The sequence below is a fragment of the Streptomyces sp. NPDC056347 genome, assembly GCF_042262625.1.
GTDB lineage: Bacteria > Actinomycetota > Actinomycetes > Streptomycetales > Streptomycetaceae > Streptomyces.
This window is the reverse complement of the sequence record NZ_JBHJQP010000001.1, coordinates 113,567-133,407: the sequence shown is the minus strand read 5'-3', so window position 1 is coordinate 133,407 and position 19,841 is coordinate 113,567. Positions and strand designations below refer to the sequence as shown.

Sequence of the window (19,841 nt, the reverse complement as noted above, 5' to 3'; positions counted from 1 at the left end):
ATGTCCCCCGACCAGCCCCCGCCCAACCCCGGCGCACCCCCCGCCGCCGACGCCGTCCCCGACAAACAGCCCCCCGCCGTCACCGACTTCTCCCAGGGCCCCGCCGCCAACGACCAGGCCATGGCCGACGCCGAGGTCACCGAGGACCAGCTCGCCAAGGGCAACGAACCCGAATTCGACCAGGCCCTGTCCGCGAAAAAAACCGCCGAGACCGACTCCGCGAAAGCCCCCGCCAAAGGCAGGGCCGCCGAAGCCCAGCAGCTCACCACCGCGAAGGCCGGTGCCGCCGCCTCCGGCGCCCAGGCCCTCAGCACCCTCACCGCCACCCGCGCCACGGCCGGGAAACACGTCGACAGCGGCAAGGGCGAAACCAAGTCGAAGGATGAGAAGCGGCGGGCCGAGGCCACCGCGAAACTCCAGAAGGTCTACGACTCCACGAAGAAGGACGTCGAGACCACCCTCACCGACCTCGACAAAAAGGTCGACACCGCGTTCACCACCGGTGAGAAAGCCGCCCGGGACGCGTTCACCGCCGACCACAAACGCCGCATGAAGGCCTACAAGGACAAACGCTACTCAGGCATGTTCGGCGGCGCGAAATGGGCCAAGGACAAACTCATGGGCATGCCGGAAGAAGCCAACCAGCTCTTCCAGGAAGCCCGCAAACTCTACGTGGCGAAGATGCAGACCGTCATCTCGTCCGTCGCGGACGTCATCGGCACCGAACTCGGCAAGGCCAAAGCCCGCATCGCCAAGGGGCGGGCCGAACTCAAGACCGAGGTCGACAAACTCCCCGCCGACCTCAAACAGTTCGGCCAGGACGCCGCCACCGACTTCGCCGGGAAATTCGACGACCTCGAAGCCACCGTCAACGAAAAGTCCGAACAGCTCGTCCAGGACCTCGCGAACAAATACACCGCCGCACTCAACAAGATCGACGAGGAGATCAAGAAACTCCAGGAAGCCAACAAGGGCCTCGTCCAGAAGGCCAAGGAAGCGATCGTCGGCGTCATCAAGACAGTGAAGGAGCTGACAAGCCTCCTCCTCAACATCCTCGCCAAGGCCGCCTCAGCGGTCATGAAGATCATCAAGGACCCCATCGGGTTCCTCGGCAACCTCGTCAAGGCCGTCGGCGCCGGACTCCACCTCTTCATCAACAACATCGCCGACCACCTCAAAACAGGACTCGTCTCCTGGCTGCTCGGCACCGCCGTCAAAGCCGGACTCGAACTCCCCCAACGCTTCGACCTCAAGGGCATCATCCAGCTCATCGGCGCCCTCCTCGGCCTCACCTGGGCCAACATCCGCACCCGCATCACCCAAAAGGGCATCCCCGAACAAGCCCTCACCACCATCGAAACCTCCGTCCCCGTCGCGAAGAAACTCGCCACCGAAGGCCCCGCCGGCGCCGTCAACGAAATCACCCAGGAAGCAGGCGACCTCAAAGCCACCATCCTCGAAAAACTCACCACCTACCTCATCCCCACCGTCCTCATCGCCGGCATCACCTGGATCATCTCCCTCCTCAACCCCGCCTCCGCCTTCATCCGCGCCGTCAAAGGCATCATCGACATCGTCACGTTCATCGTGAACCAGGGCGCCCAAATCGTCGACTTCGTCAACGCCGTCCTCGACGCCGTCATCGCCATCACCAACGGCGGCGCAGCAGGCGTCCCCAAAATGGTCGAAACAGCCCTCGCCACCAGCATCCCGTTATTGATCGGCTTCCTCGCCTCCCTCCTCGGCATCAGCGGCCTCGCCAACAAAGTCAAATCCGTCTTCCACGCCGTATCCAAACCCGTCAACCGCGCCATCGACAAAATTATCAACCTCATCGCCAGGAAGGGCAAAGTCCTCTGGAACAAACTCAAAGGGAAAGGAAAGAACGGCGACACCAAGAACAAGAAAGGAGAGGGCAAGACTGCAGAGTTCAGCTGGAGTCCACCGAAAGTGCTACCTCGCTCGATAAAGAAGCCCTTCTCGATGACGTCTGGCGAGCCGCATACACTCACCGCCAAAACTACCGATTCAGGACTCCGAGTAATAATAGCAAGTGCATTTGCCGGCGAAGTTCGCTCCGTCATGAGGAAAGTAAAGGAAGAAGCCGAAAAGCTTCCCGAAACAGAAAGGAAGGAAGCCCTTGAAGCGATATCCGGAGTTGAATCAACCCTTGCAAAACTCTCTGACGCTGAAGCCAAATGGAAGAGAAATAAGAGATCGGCAGAGAAAACGGTAGCCAATCGAATAAAGAAACGGATAGAAAAGAATAAGATCAAAACTCAGGCTGAAGCCGACAGGCTGAGCAAGCAGTGGCTGGAAGAAAAGGAGCAGAAGCTCTATCAACCACTTGAACAGATGCTCGCCAAACAGATCATTTCACTGAGCAAACTCAAGAGCATGCAGCAGTTCGTCACCCCAACCGGGACCCGTCGACTCCCGCCCGGTTACGACGTGCGGACGAGACTCTACGTTCTTGGCAGCGGCTGGAAAACAAAATCGAATTCATGGAGAAAGAAAGAGAAAGAAACACTCGTAGAGGACGTCACGAATATCCTCAAGAATGGATATAATCCGGCAGCTCGAACCAGCCTGGAGGATCTTGATCAGCGATACAAGTTACCCAATAACGCACTGGATCTGTTCGACAAAAAAGAACTAAAAGCGACGCACATAAAGAACACGGAGTACGACGTAGATCACCATCCGATACCTCTCGCACAGCACTGGAAGAGCGATGGGCATAAACAGGACGACACTGCTCGCCGCGATCACAACGTCGAGAAAAATAACTGGCGCCTCATCACAAGATCCTGGAACCGCAGGCTCCAGGCAGGAGGTCACCAGTATGGCCAGCAGCGAGACCTCGGCACCTCTTTCACCAGCGAAATAGCCGACGGAGGGATACCCAACGCAAAACGGATAGACGGACGCCCTCTCCTCGACGAGAACGAAAGGCCGATCCCCTGATGGAAATCATCCCCTCACCCACAAAAATACCACTCACCAATCCAACCTTGGTCACTTGCATTTCGGTCGCCCCCGATGGACGAGACTTCTTCGTCGGCCAGGCCGCTGATGGCCAGCATCCCGCACTGAGCCGATGGAGTCTTCCAGAATTTTCCCAAATGCAGGTACCACAACTCTCCCGGCTCTCCGCACAACAGGACACCTGCCATGTACTGACTCGCGGGAAAAACGGCCTTCTCGGCGTGACCGGCATCAGTACACAGCGACTCACTCTCATCGATCTGACCGATGACTCACAGTCCGAACCAGTGAATGAAAACGTTGTATGGGCGAATATCGCTGAGCCTTTTCTTGCCACCAGCGGTACTAGTACTCAAATTCAACACCTGGAATCTCAGAACATTGTTTGGCGCCAGGAGCCACCAGCGTCACGAAAAACGAGCCACGCCAGCCTGGTCCCAATAATTGCCTTCCATCCGAACCGTCAGGAATTCGCGGTCGGTGGATCCGGCGAGTCCAGCATCCTGCTGATTTCATTGCTCGACAAGAGTCCAGCAGGTGTTCTCCCTGAAGCACCTGAGCGCTTGCGCTGGCTGAGTTTCAGCCCGAAGGGTAAATACATCGTCGCAATTGACGCATACGCAAAGAGCACAGTTGTCTGGGAAACCCGAACAAGAAATCTACATCGACCCGAAATATTCGGGCGAAAGGCAGACGACTACTGGTCAGTCGCGTTCCACCCCGATGGGGAACACTTCGCCATGGGAATGTTGTCGGGCTATATCAATCTGTTTCGCCTGTCGGACGGCCAGCGAATCAGCAGCCAGCGCCAACACATTGGTCGGGTGCAGGCACTGGCCTTCAGCCTGGACGGTTCGGTTCTGCTCAGTGGTGGTGACGACGGGCAGGCCCTCGCCTGGGCAGTCGCCTGACCTTCAGGCTGCAACCACCCGCACTCGGAGCGCCTTCACCCCGTTGATGAAGTTCGACACCAACCGATCCGGTGGGGAGGCCAGTTGGAGCCGACCTGACGGAAGGACCCTGCACACCTCCTCGTACAGCACCCTCAGCTGCAGGCGCGCAAAATGCGCGCCCAAGCAGACATGCGGGCCGTCGCCGAAGGAGATGTGGGGGTTGGGGGTGCGGGTGAGGTCCAGGGTGAACGGGGTCGGGAAGGCGCGTTCGTCGTGGTTGGCGGAGGCGTGGAGGACGACCACCTTGTCGCCCGCGCGGATGCGGGTGCCGGCCAGCTCCGTGTCCTGGGTGGCCGTGCGGCGGAAGGTGAGGACCGGAGGGTGGCGGCGGAGGAGTTCGTCGACGGCGGTGTCGTATCCCGCCTCGCCGTCGCACAGGCGGCGGTACTCGTCCGGGTGTTCCGCCAGCAGACTCAGGCCGCCGGGGGCCGCGCTGCGGACCGTGTCGTTGCCCGCGATGACCAGGAGGAAGAAGAACATCTCCAGTTCGGGCGCGGTCAGTTCGGGGTCCGTGGCCAGGGCCGTCATCACGTCGTCGGCCGGGTGGCGGCGCTTGTGGGCGGCCAGGTCGTGGGCGTAGTCGAACATGTCGCGCAGGGCGGACGGGGAGCGGGGGTTGAGCGGTTTGCCGTCCGGGCCGGGTACGGGGGTGCCCGACTCGTCGGGGTCCTGGTAGCCGATGACGCGCCGCGTCCAGTGGAGGAGCAGCGCGCGGTCGGTGTCCGGTACGCCGAGCAGGTCGGTGAGGTTGAGCAGGGCGTATTCGTCGGTGACGTGGGCGACGAGGTCGCAGGTGCCGTCCCCGGATCGCGCCTCGGCGACCGCGCGGGTGAGCAGGGCGCGGGCCCGTTCACGTACGACCGTTCCGAAGCGGTCGATGCGCTTGGGGGTGAAGGCGCGGCTGACCAGGGTGCGCAGGCGGCGGTGGTGCGGCGGGTCCTGGTTGAGCATCATGCGGCGGATGAACGGCAGGTCGGCCGGGTCCGGGTCGCGGATCTGGGTGGCGCCCAGGTACGAGGAGTACGTCGCGGAGTCCTTCAGCACCCGTACCACGTCCGCGTGCCGGCTGACCGCCCAGAAGCCCGGGCCCTCCGGCCAGCCGAGCACCTCCGGCTCCTCCTGCCACGCCACCGGGTGGTGGTCGCGCAGGAGGCGGTAGCGGTCGTGCGGGACGCCCTGCCCGTACAGCCTCGGGTCGAAGACCTGCGGGACGGTCACGGGCACGGAACCACTCACGCGTCCGCGTCCGCGTCCGCCCGCAGGAAGTCCTCCACCACCCGGATCACGTCGAGCGGGGTCTCGTCCATCGCGTAGTGGCCGCACCCCGGCAGTTCCACGAGCTCGGCGTTCGGGTACCAGCGCATCCAGGTGCCGCGTTGCAGTTCCGCGGACAGGGCCGGGTCCAGGGCACCCGCCACCGCGAGGGCCGGTACCGGCGAGCCCTCGATCCGGTCGTGGAAGTCCTCGCCCGCCCAGGAGTCCAGCCAGGCCCGGAACGCCTTCGCGTCGCTGCACTCCACCGAGCGGCGCACCATCCGGTCCAGCCAGGCGGCCGGGCGGCGGCCGCCGGTGGTGGTGTCGAGGATGGCTCGGCGGTTGGCCGGGGTGTCGGCCGCCCCGGCGAACAGCTCCCACTGCTCGGGCGGCAGCGGCAGCCCGGAGGCGGGGACCGGCGAGACCCCGGCCATCCTCCGCACCCGCTCCGGTGCGTCGGCCAGCACCCGCTGGACGACCGATCCGCCCATCGAGTGGCCGATCAGCGAGAACCGCGCCCAGCCGAGCCGGTCGGCCAGCGCGAGCACGTCCCCGGCCCCCTCGCCCGTGGTGTACGTACCGTCCGCGTCGCGGGCCTCGCCGTATCCGCGCAGGTCCACCACCGCGTACGTGAACGAGGCGAGGTCGAGGTCGGGGAGCACGGGGGCGTACGCGGAACGGTCGGCGAGCCAGCCGTGCACCGCGATCACCTTGTGCGGGCCTTCGCCGTGCAGCTCATGAGGCAACTCGTGGGGCGGAACGGGCAGTGCGGTCACGCTGACTCCCATGGCAGTACGGATACGCGTACGTGGGTACGGAGGAACGGTTCACCGGTTCCGGACCACGGTCGCGCCAACTCCGCACCCGCGCAATAGGGCCCGCGTCGGCCGGTGCTCAGGCCAGCAGCTCCAGGTACGGGCCGAACTCCGACGCCAGGGTCAGCCGGCCCAGCTTCTGGTACTCGCGCTGGACGGCGTGGATCAGCGTCGGCATCGTCACGGGTTCGCCGGTGTCCGCGGCCAGGTACGCGGCGGTCACCGCGATCGAGCGGATGTTGCCGCCCGCCAGCTCGAAGTTCTCCGCGCAGAACGCGAGGTCCAGGTCCGTGCCACGGGGCAGTACGGGGCCCAGGCAGCGTTCCCAGAGGACCTGGCGCTGCTCCGGGTCCGGGACCGGGAAGTCGATGACGAGGTCCAGGCGGCGGGTGAAGGCGTCGTCCAGATTGGCCCGGAGGTTGGTGGCGAGGATGGCCAGGCCGTCGAAGGACTCCATGCGCTGGAGGAGGTACGCGCTCTCGACGTTCGCGTAGCGGTCATGGGCGTCCTTCACGTCCGAGCGCTTGCCGAAGATCGCGTCCGCCTCGTCGAAGAGGAGGACGCCGTTCACGCCCGCCGCCTCGGAGAAGATCCGCTCCAGGTTCTTCTCCGTCTCGCCCACGTACTTGTCGATGACCGTCGCGAGGTCGACCGTGTAGAGGTCCAGGCCCAGATCGGCGGCGATGACCTCGGCCGACATCGTCTTGCCGGTGCCGGAGTCGCCCGCGAAGAGCGCCGAGACGCCGCGGCCCCGGCCGCCACCGGGGCGCATGCCCCACTCCCCCAGGACCCGGTCGCGGTGCCGGGCGCGGGCGGTGAGCTCGCGGAGCTGGGCGTGGGTGTCGGGCGGGAGCACCAGGTCGTTCCAGCCGACGGCGGGTTCGATGCGGCGGGCCAGCCGGTCCAGGCCCGCCGCGTTCTGGGCGCGGGCGCCCTGGCGTACGTGGTCGGGGGTGAGGGTTCCGCCGTCCAGGTGGGTGGTCTGGGCGGCGCCCCGGGCGGCGCGGGTGATCTGTTCCGGGGTGAGCAGGAACGGGGAGAGCAGCCGGTCCACGTCGACGGCCGCGGGGACGGGCGCGTCGTATGCGTCGGTCCAGAGGGCCGCCCTGGTGGCGGGTTCGACGCGCGGGGCGTGCAGGAGCAGCGGCGGGGCGGCGGACCAGGCCGCGTCCCAGGGGGCCCGGCCCACCAGGACCGTGGGGACCGGGGTGCCGGTGAGCAGCCTCAGGAGCCCCGGGTGGTCGCGGCAGACCGCGTCGAGCGGGGCGCCGACCACGCCCGCGCCGGTCAGCCGGGCCTCCCGCACCAGCGAGCGGACGGCCTCGGCGGGGGCCGGGTCCTCGGCGAGGCGGGCCAGGTCCAGGCCGAGGACCCGGTGGCCCGCGCAGGTCAGCGCGGAGGCCGCGAGGGCGGTGCCGGCGCCGCCCTGGTCCTCGCGGAGGTAGGCGAGCGGGACGCCGTGGGCGAGGGCCCCGGCGAGCGGGACCGGGTCGCCGACGCCGGGTACGGCGTGCCACGGGGCGAGGAGGTCGGCGAGGCGCGGGTCGGGGGTGTCGTCGCCCAGCAGGTGCGCGGTCACCCGGTCGGGAACGCGCAGCGCCCGGCTCAGGAACGGCCGGTCCAGGTCCTCGACCAGCAGCAGGCGGCCCTCGCGGAGCGGGGCACGGGCCGCGAGCCGGCCGCGCGCCTCCTGGTCGGCGGGGGACAGCCCGCACAGCCCCAGGGCCAGTCCGATGGAGGGGCGGCGGCGGGTGACGTCGTCGTTGAGGTAGCCGTAGAACGCCTCGAACCGGTCGTCGAGATCGGGTACGAGCGTGATGAGCAGGATCTCGATGTCGAGGTCCGTCAGGCCGAACTCGGCGGCCAGCGACGTCAGTCTGGACGCCTGCCCCCCACCCGGATCGGCCCCGGCCGTGGGCGCGGAGGCGGGGGCTTCGGTGACGGGGAGCGCGGGGTCGGGTACGGGATCGGGTGCGGGGTCCGGGAAGGCGCGGGCCTCGCTCTCGTCCAGCAGCCGGGCGATGTTCTCGTCCGTGAGGTAGAGCCCGCGGAAGCCGTCGTCCGGGTCCGGATCGGTGAGCTGCCTGGCCTCGACGGCCCGTCGGATGCGCTGCTCCACGGCCACCGCGCGGGCGAGGAGATGGCGCAGGTTCGGATCACCCGCGGTGGTCATTCAGCCCCGTCCTCCGTAGTCCCCGTTCCCGTACTCCCCGTTCCCGTACTCCCCGTTCCCGAGGTCCCTGTTCCCGAAGCTCCCGCCCCCGCGCTCCCCGTACCGGCGCGCCCGCTCCCCGCCCTCCGGGTCTCCGTGATGCGGAGGGACAGGCCGCGTCGTCGCTCCCCGTCGGCGGGTCGGGACGCGGCGAGGTCCCCGTCCGGACGCGCCGGCCGCCCCGGGCGGCCCCCGTACACCGGAAGCCCGCCGCGCCCCGGCATCGGCTCCGAAACGGGTTCGGTGCGCCCGGGTACGTCCCCGAACCGGGCCTCCAGCCCCTCGTCGCCCACCGGCGGCCCGACCGCGTAACTCGGCGACGCGGTCACCGGCACGCTGACGACCAGGTCGAGCGAGGGCTTCAGCTCCCCGCCCAGCGCGCTCCACACGTCCGCGAACGAGCGGTCCTCCGGGGGAGGCAGCGCGATCGACATCGGCACCGGCGCCCCGATCTCCGCCAGGGTGCCCGCCATCCGGTCCGGTGGCAGCGCCTCGTACCGCAGCAGGCAGCCCAGCAGGGACGAGAGCAGCCGGTGTTCGTCCTCCGGGCGCTTGGTCCACGCCGTGATCAGGTACGACAGCTTGAAGAAGCGGGGCGGGCGGCGGCGCGCGATGATCGTGCCCCGCTCGTCGTAGTCGTTGTGCAGACCGCGCTCACGTCTGCGCATGTCCTCGCGGATGTCGTAGAGGTACAGGTTGACCATCGGCGCGTTGACCTTCGCCGCCCACTCCCGCGTCGGGGCGTCGAAGACCACCGCGATCTGGCCGCCGCCGAGCACCTCCGCCCTGATCAGGGCCCGCAGTACGTCGTCGACCTCGTGGATCACCCGGCCACCCCCGTATGGTCGTCGGCCCGCATGAGCGACCCGCGGAGCCCAGCGGCACGCATACACATCCGCATCCGCATCCGCGACTCGTAGGACCCGTCAGCACTCATGCGCGCCCCGCGAAGTCCGGCGGCTGGAGATTGCGCTGCACCACCAGGACCGGTTTCTGGAGCCGGGCGAGATCGCGCGAGTCAGCCCGCAGGATGCGCGGCCCCAGCCTGTCCTTGCGCAGGACCAGGACCTGTATCTCGAAGGTGCCGTCGCGGCCCACCCTGGCGGTGGCTCCGTCGGACGTGATGCCGATGTTCCACGTGAAACGTACCGTCGCGCCCGGCGGGTAGTCCTTGCCGCGAGCCAGCACCGGCTGCCCCGGCTTGGCGACCTGCGGGGTGACGGTCAGCGAGGGCTTCAGGACGCGCAGCCGGTCGGTGTCCTGGTTGTTGGCCGTGCGGCGGTCCGGCAGTGTGCCGCGCACGGTGGCCCGTACGTTCCCGGTGACCGCGGCCCGGTACGTCGCGTTCTGGGTCACCTCGATCCGGCCGCCGGGCGGCACGGTGCAGGGTTTCGCCGCCGTGCAGCGGGTCGAGGCGGGCAGGGTGCGGTCCCCCGCCTCGGCGGTCTTCGGCCAGGTGGTGCCGAGGACCACACCCGTCGCCGGGTCCGGGCCCGCGTTGGTGATGACGAAGCGGGTGTGGGCCTGGCGTCCGGTGTACGTGCGGTCGGGGCTGACGTCCACCCGCACCGACACGTCCGCCGATGGCGGGACGGGGGGTTCCAGGACCTCGATCTGCGCGGTGTCCGTCCCCGTGTTGCCCGCCGAGTCGGTCGCCGTGCAGGTCACGGTCGTGACGCCGACCGGGAAGAGCGAACCGGAGGCGGGCGTGCAGCTCACCGGGAGCGTGCCGTCGGTGGCGTCCTCGGCGGTGGCGGTGTACGTGACGTCCGCGCCGTCCTTGCCCTTGGCGCGGACGGTCAGATCGTCCACGGTGACGACGGGCGCGTCGATGTCGTTCACATCGATGTAGATCTGCTCCTGGAAGTCCGGGTCGGCGGCCGCGGCGGGCCCGATCGCCTCCGCGCCCGGGATCTGGGTGCCCATCAGGAACTGGACGGTGCAGCTCAGCCGGGTGCCCTGGGGCGCGTCGGCGGAGACGTCGATGTTCTCCGCGAAGTGCGCGGTCTCGCCGCTGATGAGCTGCTGGGTGGGCGGGTCGAGGCTGACGGACAGATGCGGATCGCAGTTGTCCAGGCGGTAGCCCACGTTGGTGGGGAGGTTGCGGAAGCCATCGATGATGGCGTCGACGACACCGTCGCCCTCGATGTCGTCGACCATCCGGCCGTTGGTGGCGGCCACCATCCGCCGGGCCTGTTCCGGATCGTGCGTCGGATCGCCTTCGTAACCGGGTATCCGGCCGTTGCCGTTGAGAGTGTCGCCCAGCGTGCTGTTCAGGCCGACCGCGATCAGTCGCGCCCCCGCGTCCTGGAGGGCGGTCTCGGCGTCGCTGAAGCTCCATTTGTAGTTGCTGGGCTCGTGGCTGGACGCGTCGCCGACCAACACGACGACCGGGCTGGAGTCGGGGCGGAACACGGTCTTCCCGTCACCGCCGTTGGCCAGCTTCCACAAGGCGTAGAGCCAGTCCTCGGCGGGGCCCTTGCTGTCGGTGCCCAAGTTGGCCTTGAGCTGGTTGACGCCCGTCTGCACCTCGCCCAGGTCGTACGTCAGCCCCTGGAGCACCTTGAATCCGGCCTCGGGAGGGTCCGCCCATTCGTCGCCGAAGGTGGCCACGGCGAAACGGGAATCCCGCTGCTCGCCGCGGATCGCCTCGGTGATCTCGGGGATGCGCTCCTTCACCCGCTGGATCGGCGTTTCCATGCTGCGGGTGCCGTCCACCAGCAGGATCACGTCCGGCCGCGGCGGGATCACCGGCGTACGCACCTGCTTGTCCACACCCGTGGATCCGCCCGGGTCCACCGCGTCGGTGAACTCGGCGGGCGTGACCGAGGATTCGGGCACCGAGGCCACCGGTGGTGCCCCGGTCGTGACGGCCGAACCGGGCGCGACACCGGTGGCCACGAGCAGCAGCGCGAGCGCCGGGATCCGGAGTGCGGCAAGAGTCCGACGCGGCCCGGACGCCCGACCAACCGGCCTCCCACCCGGCCTCCCGCCCGGCCGTGACCGTGACGTCCGCCGAAGCGGCTGCAACCAGCGCACGGAAGCCTCCCCCGTTCTCGCCCGACCCGGCCCGGCCCGCCGGATGTCGATCGGCACACCGGGCGTCAGGGTCCCGCGCGGACGGCGCACGCGCAGCGGTACGGAAGTCACACCCCCGGGAAGCCCCCGCTGCCCGAAAGGGCAGCGGGACCCCGCGGAGCGAGCGGCTCAGATCAGCCCCTGCCGCATCGCGTACGCCACCGCGTGCGAGCGGTTGCGCAGTTGCAGCCGGGTCATCACCGAGTGCAGCACGTTCTTGATGGTGCGCTCGGAGTACGAGAGCTTCGTGGCGATGTCCGCGGTGTCGTATCCCTCCGCGACGAGCCGCAGCACATCCACCTCCCGCGCCGCGAGCCCCGTGAAGTGCAGCCCGCGCGGGCCGAGCACCTGACCCTGGAGACGGCCCACCTCCTCCAGCAGACGGCCCAGCAGGTCGGACGGGAGATGCCCCTCGCCCCGCGCCACCGTGCCGATCACCTGCACCAGATGCTCCGGCGTCGACTCGGAACGCCTGACCACCCCGGCGACACCGCACTCCGCGGCACTCACCAGTTTCTGTTCGTCGATGTCCGTGGTCACCAGAACCGTGCGCGAAGTGCTGGTGCGCTGAATGTGCCGCAGCATCGTCAGCACCACTTCGTCGACCGTGTCCACGACGACGATCACGATCTGCGGAGAGGCCTCCCCTTCCCCCCACTCCACCACACTGACTTCGGGCCGCGTCCGTAATTGGCTGGCCACACCCGCCTGAGAGATCGGGTCCTGGGCCCTTAATGCGACAGTGGTGCGATCCATGGCAATGCTCCCCCTGGGCAACAGCCGATGGCATCACGTCGAACACAACCAACACGGCTGTTTCGTCTGCCTCATTCGCCTGAGGCGGTCAAAAGATGCCCGGGTTTCCTTAGAGGGAAACAAAAAAGCCGATCCGGGCACGGAATCTGCCCGGATGTGTTCCTCCACGGCCGATGCCGACGATCAGTGCCGAACCTACGGTGCGCCCTATGAGTCTCACGGCAAGCCTCGACGAGGCATCCGTCACGGCCGCACCGGGCGAGGAGACGGCCCTCCCCCTGCGGATCCTCAACTCCGGCAGCACCGTCGAGGAGTACCGCTTCGAGGTGCTCGGTGCCTGTGCCGCCTGGTCGACGGTCGAGCCGGCCACGCTCTCGCTGTATCCCGGCGACACGCAGACCGTCTCCCTCAGGCTGCGCCCGCCCCGGGACTCGACCGTGCCCGCGGGGGAGACCGCCTTCGGAATCCGGGTGGTGCCCACCAGCGAGCAGGGCGACACGGTGGTGCCCGAGGGGAAGGTGACCGTACTGCCCTTCGTCGAGACGACCGCCGAACTGGTGCCGCGCAGCTCGCACGGTGCCTGGAGCGGACGGCATCAGCTCGCCGTCGACAACCGGGGCAACGCCCCGCTGACCGTACGGCTGGGCTCCCGGCCGGGTACGGAACGGGCGCGGGTCTCGTTCGCGGCGGACTCCCTGCGGATCGAGCCGGGCCGGGCGGAGTTCGGCAAGGTACGGATCCGCCCGGTCAAGCGCGTGTGGCGCGGCATCCCCCTCACGCACTCCTTCCAGCTCCTGGCCACCCCGGAGGTGGGCGAGGGCGCCCCGGTCGCGCCGGTCGTCGTGGACGGCACCTACCAGCAGGAGCCGATCCTGCCGCGCTGGCTGCCCCGGGCCCTGATCCTGGCGGCCGTCCTGCTGATCGCGCTGGTGGGGCTCTGGTACGCACTGCTGCGCCCGGCCGTGAAGTCGGCGGCGAGGGAGGCGATCACCCCGGACGCGGTACGGTCCGCCGCCGCGGCCGACAAGAGCAAGGCCCCCGAGAAGGGCGGCACGGCGGGCGCCTCGGGCGGCGGCGACTCCTCCGGGGCGAACGGGGGCTCGCCGAAACCGAGCCCCTCACCGAGTTCCGGCGACTCCTCCGACCCGGGAGTCACCACCCCGACCAGCGCCCAGGTGCAGGTCAAGGACTCGGTGGGCGGCGGTTCGAACACGTCCACCGCGCTCCAGGTGCCCAGCGGGCACACGTTCCAGCTGACCGACATCGTGGTCCAGAACCCGCAGGGCGACGGGGGGACGCTGGAGGTCTCCTCGGGGCGGGACGCGCCGTTGTTCCGGTTGGCGCTGGAGAACTTCCGGGACTCCGACTACCACTTCGTCACGCCGATCATGGTGCCCGCCGGCGGCAAGGTCACGTTGACCGTCGACTGCCGGAAGGTCGGCAAGCCGGTGAACGCGCCGACGCCCTCACGGTGTGCGGAGTCGATGTTCCTGGGCGGCACGATGAAGACGAACGCGACGGACTGACGCACGCACGCACGGACGGACTGGCGGACGCACGGGCTGGCGGCCGCACGGGCTGGCGCACGCACGGGGTGGCGCACGCACGGGCTGGCGGGCTGGCGGGCTGACGGACTGACGGACTGACGGACTGACGGACCAAGCGAACCGACGGTCCGGCACGCACGACGAGCCGACGGCCCCCACCGGGCGCGGCAAGAGGCTCCGGCTCACTCGGCCGGGGCCTCTTCCTCCTCCTCGCCGCCCTCCTTCGCCCGCTGCACGAAGGAGCCCTGCACATCGGCCGGCTGCTCGTCCTCGTCCTCCGTCGCGGCCCGCTGCACCGCCGCCGGGCCGGCGGCCGACGCCGGCGCGGGTGCGGGTGCGGGTGCCGGGGCCTCCGCCGCGGCCGTCGGGGCCGGGTCCGCGAGCACCCGGTCCGCGTTGGCGACGGCCTCGCGCTCGAACCGGTCGGACGGGTCGCTGACCCGGATGCCGCCCGCCGCCTCCGTACCGTCCACCGGGCCGTTGCGCTGCTGGATCACGTGGGTCAGCTCATGGGCCAGGGTGGTGCGGCCCTGCGGCGAGGACGGGTCGTAGGCGTCCCGCTGGAAGACCACGTTGCTGCCGACCGTGTACGCGTGCGCGCCGACGCCCTTCGCGGACTCGTGGGCGGCGGAGTCGGTGTGGACGCGCACGTCGGAGAAGTCCGCCCCCATCCGGGCCTCCATGTCGGTCCGGGTGTCGGTGTCCAGCGGCGCCCCGCCGCCCGACGAGACCACATCGTGCACGGGGGAGCGCTCCTCCTCGCCGTTGCGCTCCTCCTTGCGCTGGAGCATCGCCCTGACGGCGCTGTTGCCGGCCGCCCGCTGCAGCACGCCCATGCCGCCGACGCCGACCACATCGGGCCGCCCTGCGGCCGCCGCGCGGTACAGCTGCCCGGTGTCGGCCGGCTCCCGCACCTCGGAAGTCCGCGCGGCGTGCGCGGACCCGTCGTGGTCGTGGTCGTGGTGCCCGGCGTGGTCGTGCTCCTGGTCCCATTCCTGTGCGTGCATCGTCATCTCCCCTGCCCGCGTCCCGGTCGGGGGCGCGTCATGATGGCCTCACCGTTCCACCATCACGACGCCGCCCGTGCCCCGTCCAGCCCGGACCCCGCCGGCCGGGGGCACCCGGTCCTGCCCGTTCGGGCAGCGGGCCCCGCCCGTACACCGCCGGGCCCCGCACCGCCGCCCGTGCCCCTCGCGCCCGCCGTACGGCAAACGGGCGCACCCGCCCCCGGTGAAGTGGCCGGGCCGCACCACCGTCGCGATGATCGGGGCATGACCAAGAGCGACAAGGACCGGCCGCCCGTCACCCTGCGGATCGCCCAGGAGCCGGAGGCCGACGAGCTCCTGGCCCGCAGCCCGCTCGCCGCCCTGGTGGGCATGCTGCTGGACCAGCAGGTGCCGATGGAGTGGGCCTTCAGCGGCCCGTACTCCCTGGCGCGGCGGATGGGCGGCGACGATCTGGACGCCCACGAGATCGCCGCGTACGAGCCGGAGGCGTTCGCCGAGCTCTTCACCACGAAGCCCGCCCTGCACCGCTACCCCGGTTCCATGGCCAAGCGGGTCCAGCAGCTGTGCCAGTACCTGGTCGCGGAGTACGACGGCGACGCGAGCGCGGTGTGGACCGGCGCGTCCGACGGGGCCGACCTGCGGAAACGGCTGAACGCGCTGCCCGGCTTCGGCGCCCAGAAGGCGCAGATCTTCCTGGCGCTCCTGGGCAAGCAGTTCGGCGTACGGCCGAAGGGCTGGCGGGAGGCGGCGGGACCGTACGGCGAGGCCGGATCGCACCGCTCGGTCGCCGACATCACGGGCCCGGAGTCGCTCGCCGAGGTACGCGCGTACAAGCAGCACCTCAAGCAGGCGGCCAAAGCGGACAAACGCGCCGCCGAACAGTAACGACCGCGCCCGCCAGCACGGCCGCGGCTACCGCCTGCGCCGGGCCGTCCCGAAGAGCGACCGCGAGATCTCCCGCCCCAGCTGAGTCCCCACGGACCGGGCCAGCGACCGGAACATCCCGCTCGACACCACCTGCTCGACCAGTGAGGCGTCGTCCTTCTCCGACTTCGCCCGCGTCCTGGTCTCCACAGGCCGCTCATCCTCCGGGCGCTCCTCCTCCGGGCGGCCCGCGGCGCTCAGCTTCTCGTACGCCGACTCCCGGTCCACCGCCTGCGCGTACCGCCCGTACAGCGGCGAGGCCCGCACCTCCGCGTCCAGTGCCGCCGCCGGGTACGGCCCCATCAGCGACCTCGGCGCCCGCAGCCGGACCGCGGCGACCGGCGTCGGCGCGCCGTTCTCGCTCAGCACCGTGACCACGGCCTCGCCGATGCCCAGCCCTGTCAGCAACTCCTCCAGGTCGTACGGCGAGTTCGGGAAGGTCCTCACGGTCGCCCTCAGCGCCTTCGCGTCGTCCGGGGTGAAGGCCCGCAGCGCGTGCTGCACCCGGTTCCCGAGCTGCGCGAGCACCTCGGCGGGCACATCGCTCGGTGTCTGCGTGACGAAGAAGATGCCCACGCCCTTGGAACGGATCAGCCGCACGGTCTGGGTGATCGATTCCAGAAACGCCTTCGAGGCCCCGTCGAAGAGCAGATGTGCCTCGTCGAAGAAGAAGACCAGCTTCGGCCGGTCGAGATCGCCGACTTCCGGCAGATCATGGAAGAGATCGGCAAGCAGCCACATCAGAAAGGTGGAGAAGAGCTGCGGCTTGTCCCGCACCGCCGCCAATTCGAGCACCGAGACGATCCCCCGCCCGTCCGGCGCCCGCCGCAGGAACTCCGCCGTATCGAATTCCGGTTCACCGAAAAAATCACCGGCGCCCTGTTGTTCGAAGACGGTGACCGCCCGCAGGATCACCCCCGCGGTGGACGTGGAAAGTCCGCCGATCTCCCTGAGCTCGGACTTCCCGGTGTCCGATACGAGAAAAGCGACCACCGCCCGGAGATCCTTGAGGTCCACCAACTCCAGCCCCTTGGCGTCGGCGTAATGGAAGATCAGGCCGAGCGACTGCTCCTGCGTCCGGTTGAGCTGGAGCACCTTGGACAGGAGCACGGGGCCGAAGCTCGTGACCGTGGCCCGCAGCGGGATGCCGGGGCCGATGCCGCCGAGCGCGTAGAACGCGCAGGGGAAGCCCTCCGGCCGCCACTCCTGCCCCACCTGCCGGGCCCGCCCCTCGGTCTTCCCGCCCGGTACGCCCGGGGCGGCGATGCCCGAGACGTCGCCCTTGATGTCGGCGAGGAAGACGGGGACGCCCGCGGCCGAGAGCTGCTCGGCGACCAGTTGGAGCGTCTTGGTCTTGCCGGTCCCGGTGGCGCCCGCGACGAGCCCGTGCCGGTTGAGCATCGCCAGGGGGATCCGGATCGGCGCACCCGGCAGACAGGCCCCGTCCCACAGCAGCGCGCCCAGTTCGAGCGCGTCCCCGGCGACGGCGTACCCGGCGGCGATGCTCCGCGCCGGCTCCGGCAGTACGCCACGGTCCGCACCCGGCACCGCACCACCCTCCGCATCACCCTCCGCGCCACTGCCCGCTCCCGCACCGCCCTCCGCGCCACCACCCGTTCCCGCTCCCGCGCCCGGACCGGCCCCGGAACCGGCGCCCGCATCCCGTACGCCCGCGCTCCCGCCCCGCGGCACGCCCGGACCCGCGCGTTCACCCACCCTTTCGCCCGCGCCTGTGCCGGCACCCCCGCCCGCGCCCGGCGAAATGCCGTCGCCCACCCCCTCGTCGCCCCCCGGACCAGCCCCGAAACCGGCAACCGGCCCCGTGCCGTTGGCCGTGCCACCGCCCGCGCCGTCGCTGTCGCTCATCAGGGCCCCATTCCGGAATGCCTGCTTTTGTGGCGTTCTCGCCAGCATCGCAGTCCGGCGCCATGGCTGCGCCCGGAGGCTCTTGCCCGGTAGGCTTTCCGTGTGATCTTCAAGCGCATCGGAAATGGGCGGCCTTATCCCGACCACGGCCGGGAAAGCACCCGGCAGTGGGCGGACGTCGCGCCGCGCCCGGTCCGCCTCGATCAGCTGGTGACCACCAAGGGCAACCTGGACCTCGAAACCCTCCTCGCCGAGGATTCGACGTTCTACGGAGACCTGTTCGCGCACGTCGTGAAGTGGCAGGGCGACCTCTACCTGGAGGACGGACTGCACCGCGCGGTCCGCGCCGCGCTTCAACAGCGCCAGGTCCTGCACGCCCGGGTGCTCGAACTCGGCTGACGAAGCGGCGCCCCGCTCCCCACGGCCCCGGCAGCCTCACCGCCCCGGCGGCTCCGGGGGCGGACGGGCCCCTGTACGGCCCGCGGGCCGCCCCGGGGTTCGTTCGGGTGCATTCGCACTCGGACGGGTGCGATCCGTTGATCATTTAGTAGGCATCATCAGCGGGCCGCACTACGCTGCGCCCATGAGCATGCTCACTCCCCCCGGCATGGGCGGAAAGTACCGCATCACGGGCAACACGTACCCACGGATGCGCCGTCCCCGGCGCCGCGGCAAACTCGTCCTCGCTGCCACCGCCTCCGTGGTCGCCCTCGGGCTGGCCGGCTGGGGCACGATGCAGCTCATCGACGTCTTCACCGGCGGTGACCGGAAGACCGACGCCGCGGACCACAAGACGGACTGCCCGTCCACCGGGCCGTCCGGCGCCGCGGCCCCCGTGAAGGCGCTGCCGACGCCCAAGAAGATCACCGTCAACGTCTACAACGCGACGACGCGCGGCGGCCTCGCCAAGAAGGCCGCCGACGAGCTGGAGAAGCGCGGTTTCACCATCGGCAAGGTGGGCAACGCCCCGGCCGCGTACGACAAGAAGGTCCCCGGACCGGGTGTGCTGCTGGGCGCCCCTTCGGCGACCAACGGCTCGTTCCCGGTGCTCGGCACGCAGCTGCACGGCGCCATGCCGAAGACCGACGCCCGCCGGACGGCGGACGTCGATCTGATCCTCGGCAAGAAGTTCACGGCGTTCGACACGCCCGCGGCAGCGGCCGCGGCCCTCGCCGAGCTGACGAAGCCGGCGCCCGCCCCGTCCTGCTGACGGCTGCCGGTCACGTACCGGCAGCCGCACTCGGGACAGGGGTTCCTAGTCGACCGTGCCGTACATCCGGTCGCCCGCGTCACCGAGGCCCGGCACGATGTAGCCGTTCTCGTTGAGCCGCTCGTCGACCGAGGCGGTGACCACCGTCACCGGCGTGCCGGCCAGCTCGCGCTCCATGACCTCGACGCCCTCCGGCGCCGCGAGCAGCACGACCGCGGTGACATCGTCCGCGCCGCGGTCGATCAGCTCGCGGATGGCCGCGACCAGCGTGCCGCCGGTGGCCAGCATCGGGTCCAGGACATACACCTGACGGCCGGAGAGGTCCTCCGGCATCCGGGTGGCGTACGTCTCCGCCTTGAGCGTCTCCTCGTTGCGGATCATGCCCAGGAAACCGACCTCGGCGGTGGGCAGCAGCCGCACCATGCCGTCGAGCATGCCGAGGCCGGCCCGCAGGATCGGCACGACCAGGGGCCGCGGGTACGACAGTTTCACGCCGGTCGTGGCCGTGACCGGGGTCTGGATGTCGACTTGTTCGGTGCGCACGTCCCGGGTCGCTTCGTAGGCGAGCAGGGTGACCAGCTCGTCGGCGAGGCGCCGGAACGTCGGGGAGTCGGTGCGCCTGTCGCGCAGGGTGGTGAGTTTGTGCGCGACCAGTGGGTGGTCGACGACGTGGATCCGCATGGGTTCAACAGTAACCGGGCCTCCCGCACCCGTGCGCTGGCATCAACCGCATGTTCGGGGGGAAGGTGGGGGCATACGGACCCAGCCTTGGGGTGATGAGTCGATGCCGGACGGCGAGAAGCGGAAGCGGAAGCGGAACCAGCCGGACGCGCACGGTGCGCGGGACGGGCAGGAATCGCCGGAACCGCAGGGCCTCCGGGCCCGGCAGGACTCACAGAGCCACCAGGATCCGGAGGGTCTCCAGGATCCGGAAAGTCTTCAGGACCCGGAAAGTCTCCAGGACCCGGGGGAGAGCGACGCGTCCCGGCGCCGGCGACGCGCCCAGTTCCTGCGCGAGCTCCACGAGGCGAAGGCGCTCCGCGACCGGGTCCAGCCCCGGCGTGCGCGGGCGGCCCGGATGCGTCAGGCGATGCGCATGCGCACCTTCCGCTGGTAGCCGTGCCCGGCCGCACGCCGGGTCCGACCGCCGGGTACACGCGGCCCGGGGTCCCTCTGCTGGCCGCGTCCAGGAGAACTGATGGCCGACGCAACGGCCGAACTCCTCTCCCGA

At 69.7% G+C, this 19,841-nt stretch carries 16 protein-coding genes; 7 read left to right on the top strand and 9 right to left on the bottom strand.

Features of this window, described 5'->3' with window-relative positions:
* Both ACFCV8_RS00635 and ACFCV8_RS00630 read left to right on the top strand, forming a co-directional pair.
* Positions 1-2,967 (top strand): hypothetical protein (locus ACFCV8_RS00635; protein WP_376683030.1); only part of this gene is annotated, 2,967 nt, incomplete at its 5' end.
* The gene (locus ACFCV8_RS00630) at positions 2,967-3,899 is read left to right on the top strand and encodes a WD40 repeat domain-containing protein (protein ID WP_376683029.1); all 933 of its coding nucleotides are present in this window, start codon (positions 2,967-2,969) and stop codon (positions 3,897-3,899) included. The genes ACFCV8_RS00635 and ACFCV8_RS00630, both read left to right, overlap by 1 nt.
* A 3-nt stretch (positions 3,900-3,902) precedes the next feature.
* Here ACFCV8_RS00630 and ACFCV8_RS00625 read toward each other — a convergent pair whose 3' ends face one another.
* The 6 genes from ACFCV8_RS00625 to ACFCV8_RS00600 form a co-directional block, all read right to left on the bottom strand.
* Positions 3,903-5,159 (bottom strand): cytochrome P450, encoded by a 1,257-nt coding sequence (locus ACFCV8_RS00625; RefSeq protein WP_376683028.1) that lies wholly within the window; start codon positions 5,157-5,159, stop codon positions 3,903-3,905.
* Between the two features lie 14 nt (positions 5,160-5,173).
* On the bottom strand, positions 5,174-5,962 hold the full coding sequence (locus ACFCV8_RS00620) for an alpha/beta fold hydrolase (RefSeq protein ID WP_376683036.1): 789 nt from the start codon (positions 5,960-5,962) through the stop codon (positions 5,174-5,176).
* 127 nt (positions 5,963-6,089) lie between these two features.
* Positions 6,090-8,183 carry an ATP-binding protein gene (locus ACFCV8_RS00615; RefSeq protein WP_376683027.1) on the bottom strand — a complete coding sequence of 698 codons (2,094 nt, stop codon included), beginning with the start codon at positions 8,181-8,183 and terminating at the stop codon, positions 6,090-6,092.
* Complete coding sequence (locus tag ACFCV8_RS00610) at positions 8,180-9,049, bottom strand: DUF4255 domain-containing protein (RefSeq protein WP_376683026.1); 870 nt, start codon at positions 9,047-9,049, stop codon at positions 8,180-8,182. The genes ACFCV8_RS00615 and ACFCV8_RS00610 overlap by 4 nt, the downstream gene beginning before the upstream one ends.
* 106 nt (positions 9,050-9,155) lie before the next feature.
* Complete coding sequence (locus ACFCV8_RS00605; protein ID WP_376683025.1) at positions 9,156-11,123, bottom strand: HYR domain-containing protein; 1,968 nt, start codon at positions 11,121-11,123, stop codon at positions 9,156-9,158.
* Positions 11,124-11,429: 306 nt separating this feature from the next.
* On the bottom strand, positions 11,430-12,056 hold the full coding sequence (locus ACFCV8_RS00600) for a response regulator transcription factor (protein WP_376683024.1): 627 nt from the start codon (positions 12,054-12,056) through the stop codon (positions 11,430-11,432).
* A 209-nt stretch (positions 12,057-12,265) separates the two neighbouring features.
* Here ACFCV8_RS00600 and ACFCV8_RS00595 point away from each other — a divergent pair, with 209 nt between their 5' ends.
* A complete protein-coding gene (locus ACFCV8_RS00595) occupies positions 12,266-13,582 on the top strand; it encodes a hypothetical protein (RefSeq protein WP_376683023.1) in 1,317 nt (438 codons plus the stop codon).
* Between the two features lie 203 nt (positions 13,583-13,785).
* Here ACFCV8_RS00595 and ACFCV8_RS00590 read toward each other — a convergent pair whose 3' ends face one another.
* Positions 13,786-14,616: a DUF4157 domain-containing protein gene (locus ACFCV8_RS00590; RefSeq protein WP_376683022.1), complete on the bottom strand. Its 831-nt coding sequence runs from the start codon at positions 14,614-14,616 to the stop codon at positions 13,786-13,788.
* 258 nt (positions 14,617-14,874) lie between these two features.
* Here ACFCV8_RS00590 and ACFCV8_RS00585 point away from each other — a divergent pair, with 258 nt between their 5' ends.
* A complete protein-coding gene (locus tag ACFCV8_RS00585; protein WP_376683021.1) occupies positions 14,875-15,495 on the top strand; it encodes an HhH-GPD-type base excision DNA repair protein in 621 nt (206 codons plus the stop codon).
* Between the two features lie 27 nt (positions 15,496-15,522).
* On the opposite strand, the gene ACFCV8_RS00580 is transcribed toward ACFCV8_RS00585, so the two are convergent.
* Positions 15,523-17,082, bottom strand: a complete 1,560-nt coding sequence (locus tag ACFCV8_RS00580; RefSeq protein ID WP_376683020.1) for a helicase HerA-like domain-containing protein — start codon at positions 17,080-17,082, stop codon at positions 15,523-15,525.
* 420 nt (positions 17,083-17,502) lie between these two features.
* On the opposite strand from ACFCV8_RS00580, the gene ACFCV8_RS00575 reads away from it, so the two are divergent.
* On the top strand, positions 17,503-17,799 hold the full coding sequence (locus tag ACFCV8_RS00575; RefSeq protein ID WP_072488263.1) for a type II toxin-antitoxin system VapB family antitoxin: 297 nt from the start codon (positions 17,503-17,505) through the stop codon (positions 17,797-17,799).
* 208 nt (positions 17,800-18,007) lie between these two features.
* Positions 18,008-18,610, top strand: coding sequence for a LytR C-terminal domain-containing protein (locus ACFCV8_RS00570; RefSeq protein WP_376683035.1), 603 nt, complete (start codon positions 18,008-18,010; stop codon positions 18,608-18,610).
* A 45-nt stretch (positions 18,611-18,655) separates the two neighbouring features.
* On the opposite strand, the gene upp is transcribed toward ACFCV8_RS00570, so the two are convergent.
* A complete protein-coding gene (gene upp, locus ACFCV8_RS00565; RefSeq protein ID WP_376683019.1) occupies positions 18,656-19,291 on the bottom strand; it encodes a uracil phosphoribosyltransferase in 636 nt (211 codons plus the stop codon).
* Positions 19,292-19,394: 103 nt separating this feature from the next.
* Between upp and ACFCV8_RS00560 the strand changes: the two genes are divergently transcribed.
* Positions 19,395-19,727, top strand: coding sequence for a hypothetical protein (locus ACFCV8_RS00560; RefSeq protein ID WP_376683018.1), 333 nt, complete (start codon positions 19,395-19,397; stop codon positions 19,725-19,727).
* Positions 19,728-19,841 lie beyond the last annotated feature (114 nt).

Excerpts from the sequence above, each read along its gene's own strand:
- ACFCV8_RS00630 (WP_376683029.1), top strand. The coding sequence starts at position 2,967 with ATGGAAATCATCCCCTCACCCACAAAAATACCACTCACCAATCCAACC.
- ACFCV8_RS00615 (WP_376683027.1), bottom strand. The coding sequence starts at position 8,183 with ATGACCACCGCGGGTGATCCGAACCTGCGCCATCTCCTCGCCCGCGCG.
- ACFCV8_RS00600 (WP_376683024.1), bottom strand. The coding sequence starts at position 12,056 with ATGGATCGCACCACTGTCGCATTAAGGGCCCAGGACCCGATCTCTCAG.
- ACFCV8_RS00595 (WP_376683023.1), top strand. The coding sequence starts at position 12,266 with ATGAGTCTCACGGCAAGCCTCGACGAGGCATCCGTCACGGCCGCACCG.
- ACFCV8_RS00590 (WP_376683022.1), bottom strand. The coding sequence starts at position 14,616 with ATGACGATGCACGCACAGGAATGGGACCAGGAGCACGACCACGCCGGG.
- ACFCV8_RS00585 (WP_376683021.1), top strand. The coding sequence starts at position 14,875 with ATGACCAAGAGCGACAAGGACCGGCCGCCCGTCACCCTGCGGATCGCC.
- ACFCV8_RS00570 (WP_376683035.1), top strand. The coding sequence starts at position 18,008 with ATGGGCGGAAAGTACCGCATCACGGGCAACACGTACCCACGGATGCGC.
- upp (WP_376683019.1), bottom strand. The coding sequence starts at position 19,291 with ATGCGGATCCACGTCGTCGACCACCCACTGGTCGCGCACAAACTCACC.
- ACFCV8_RS00560 (WP_376683018.1), top strand. The coding sequence starts at position 19,395 with ATGCCGGACGGCGAGAAGCGGAAGCGGAAGCGGAACCAGCCGGACGCG.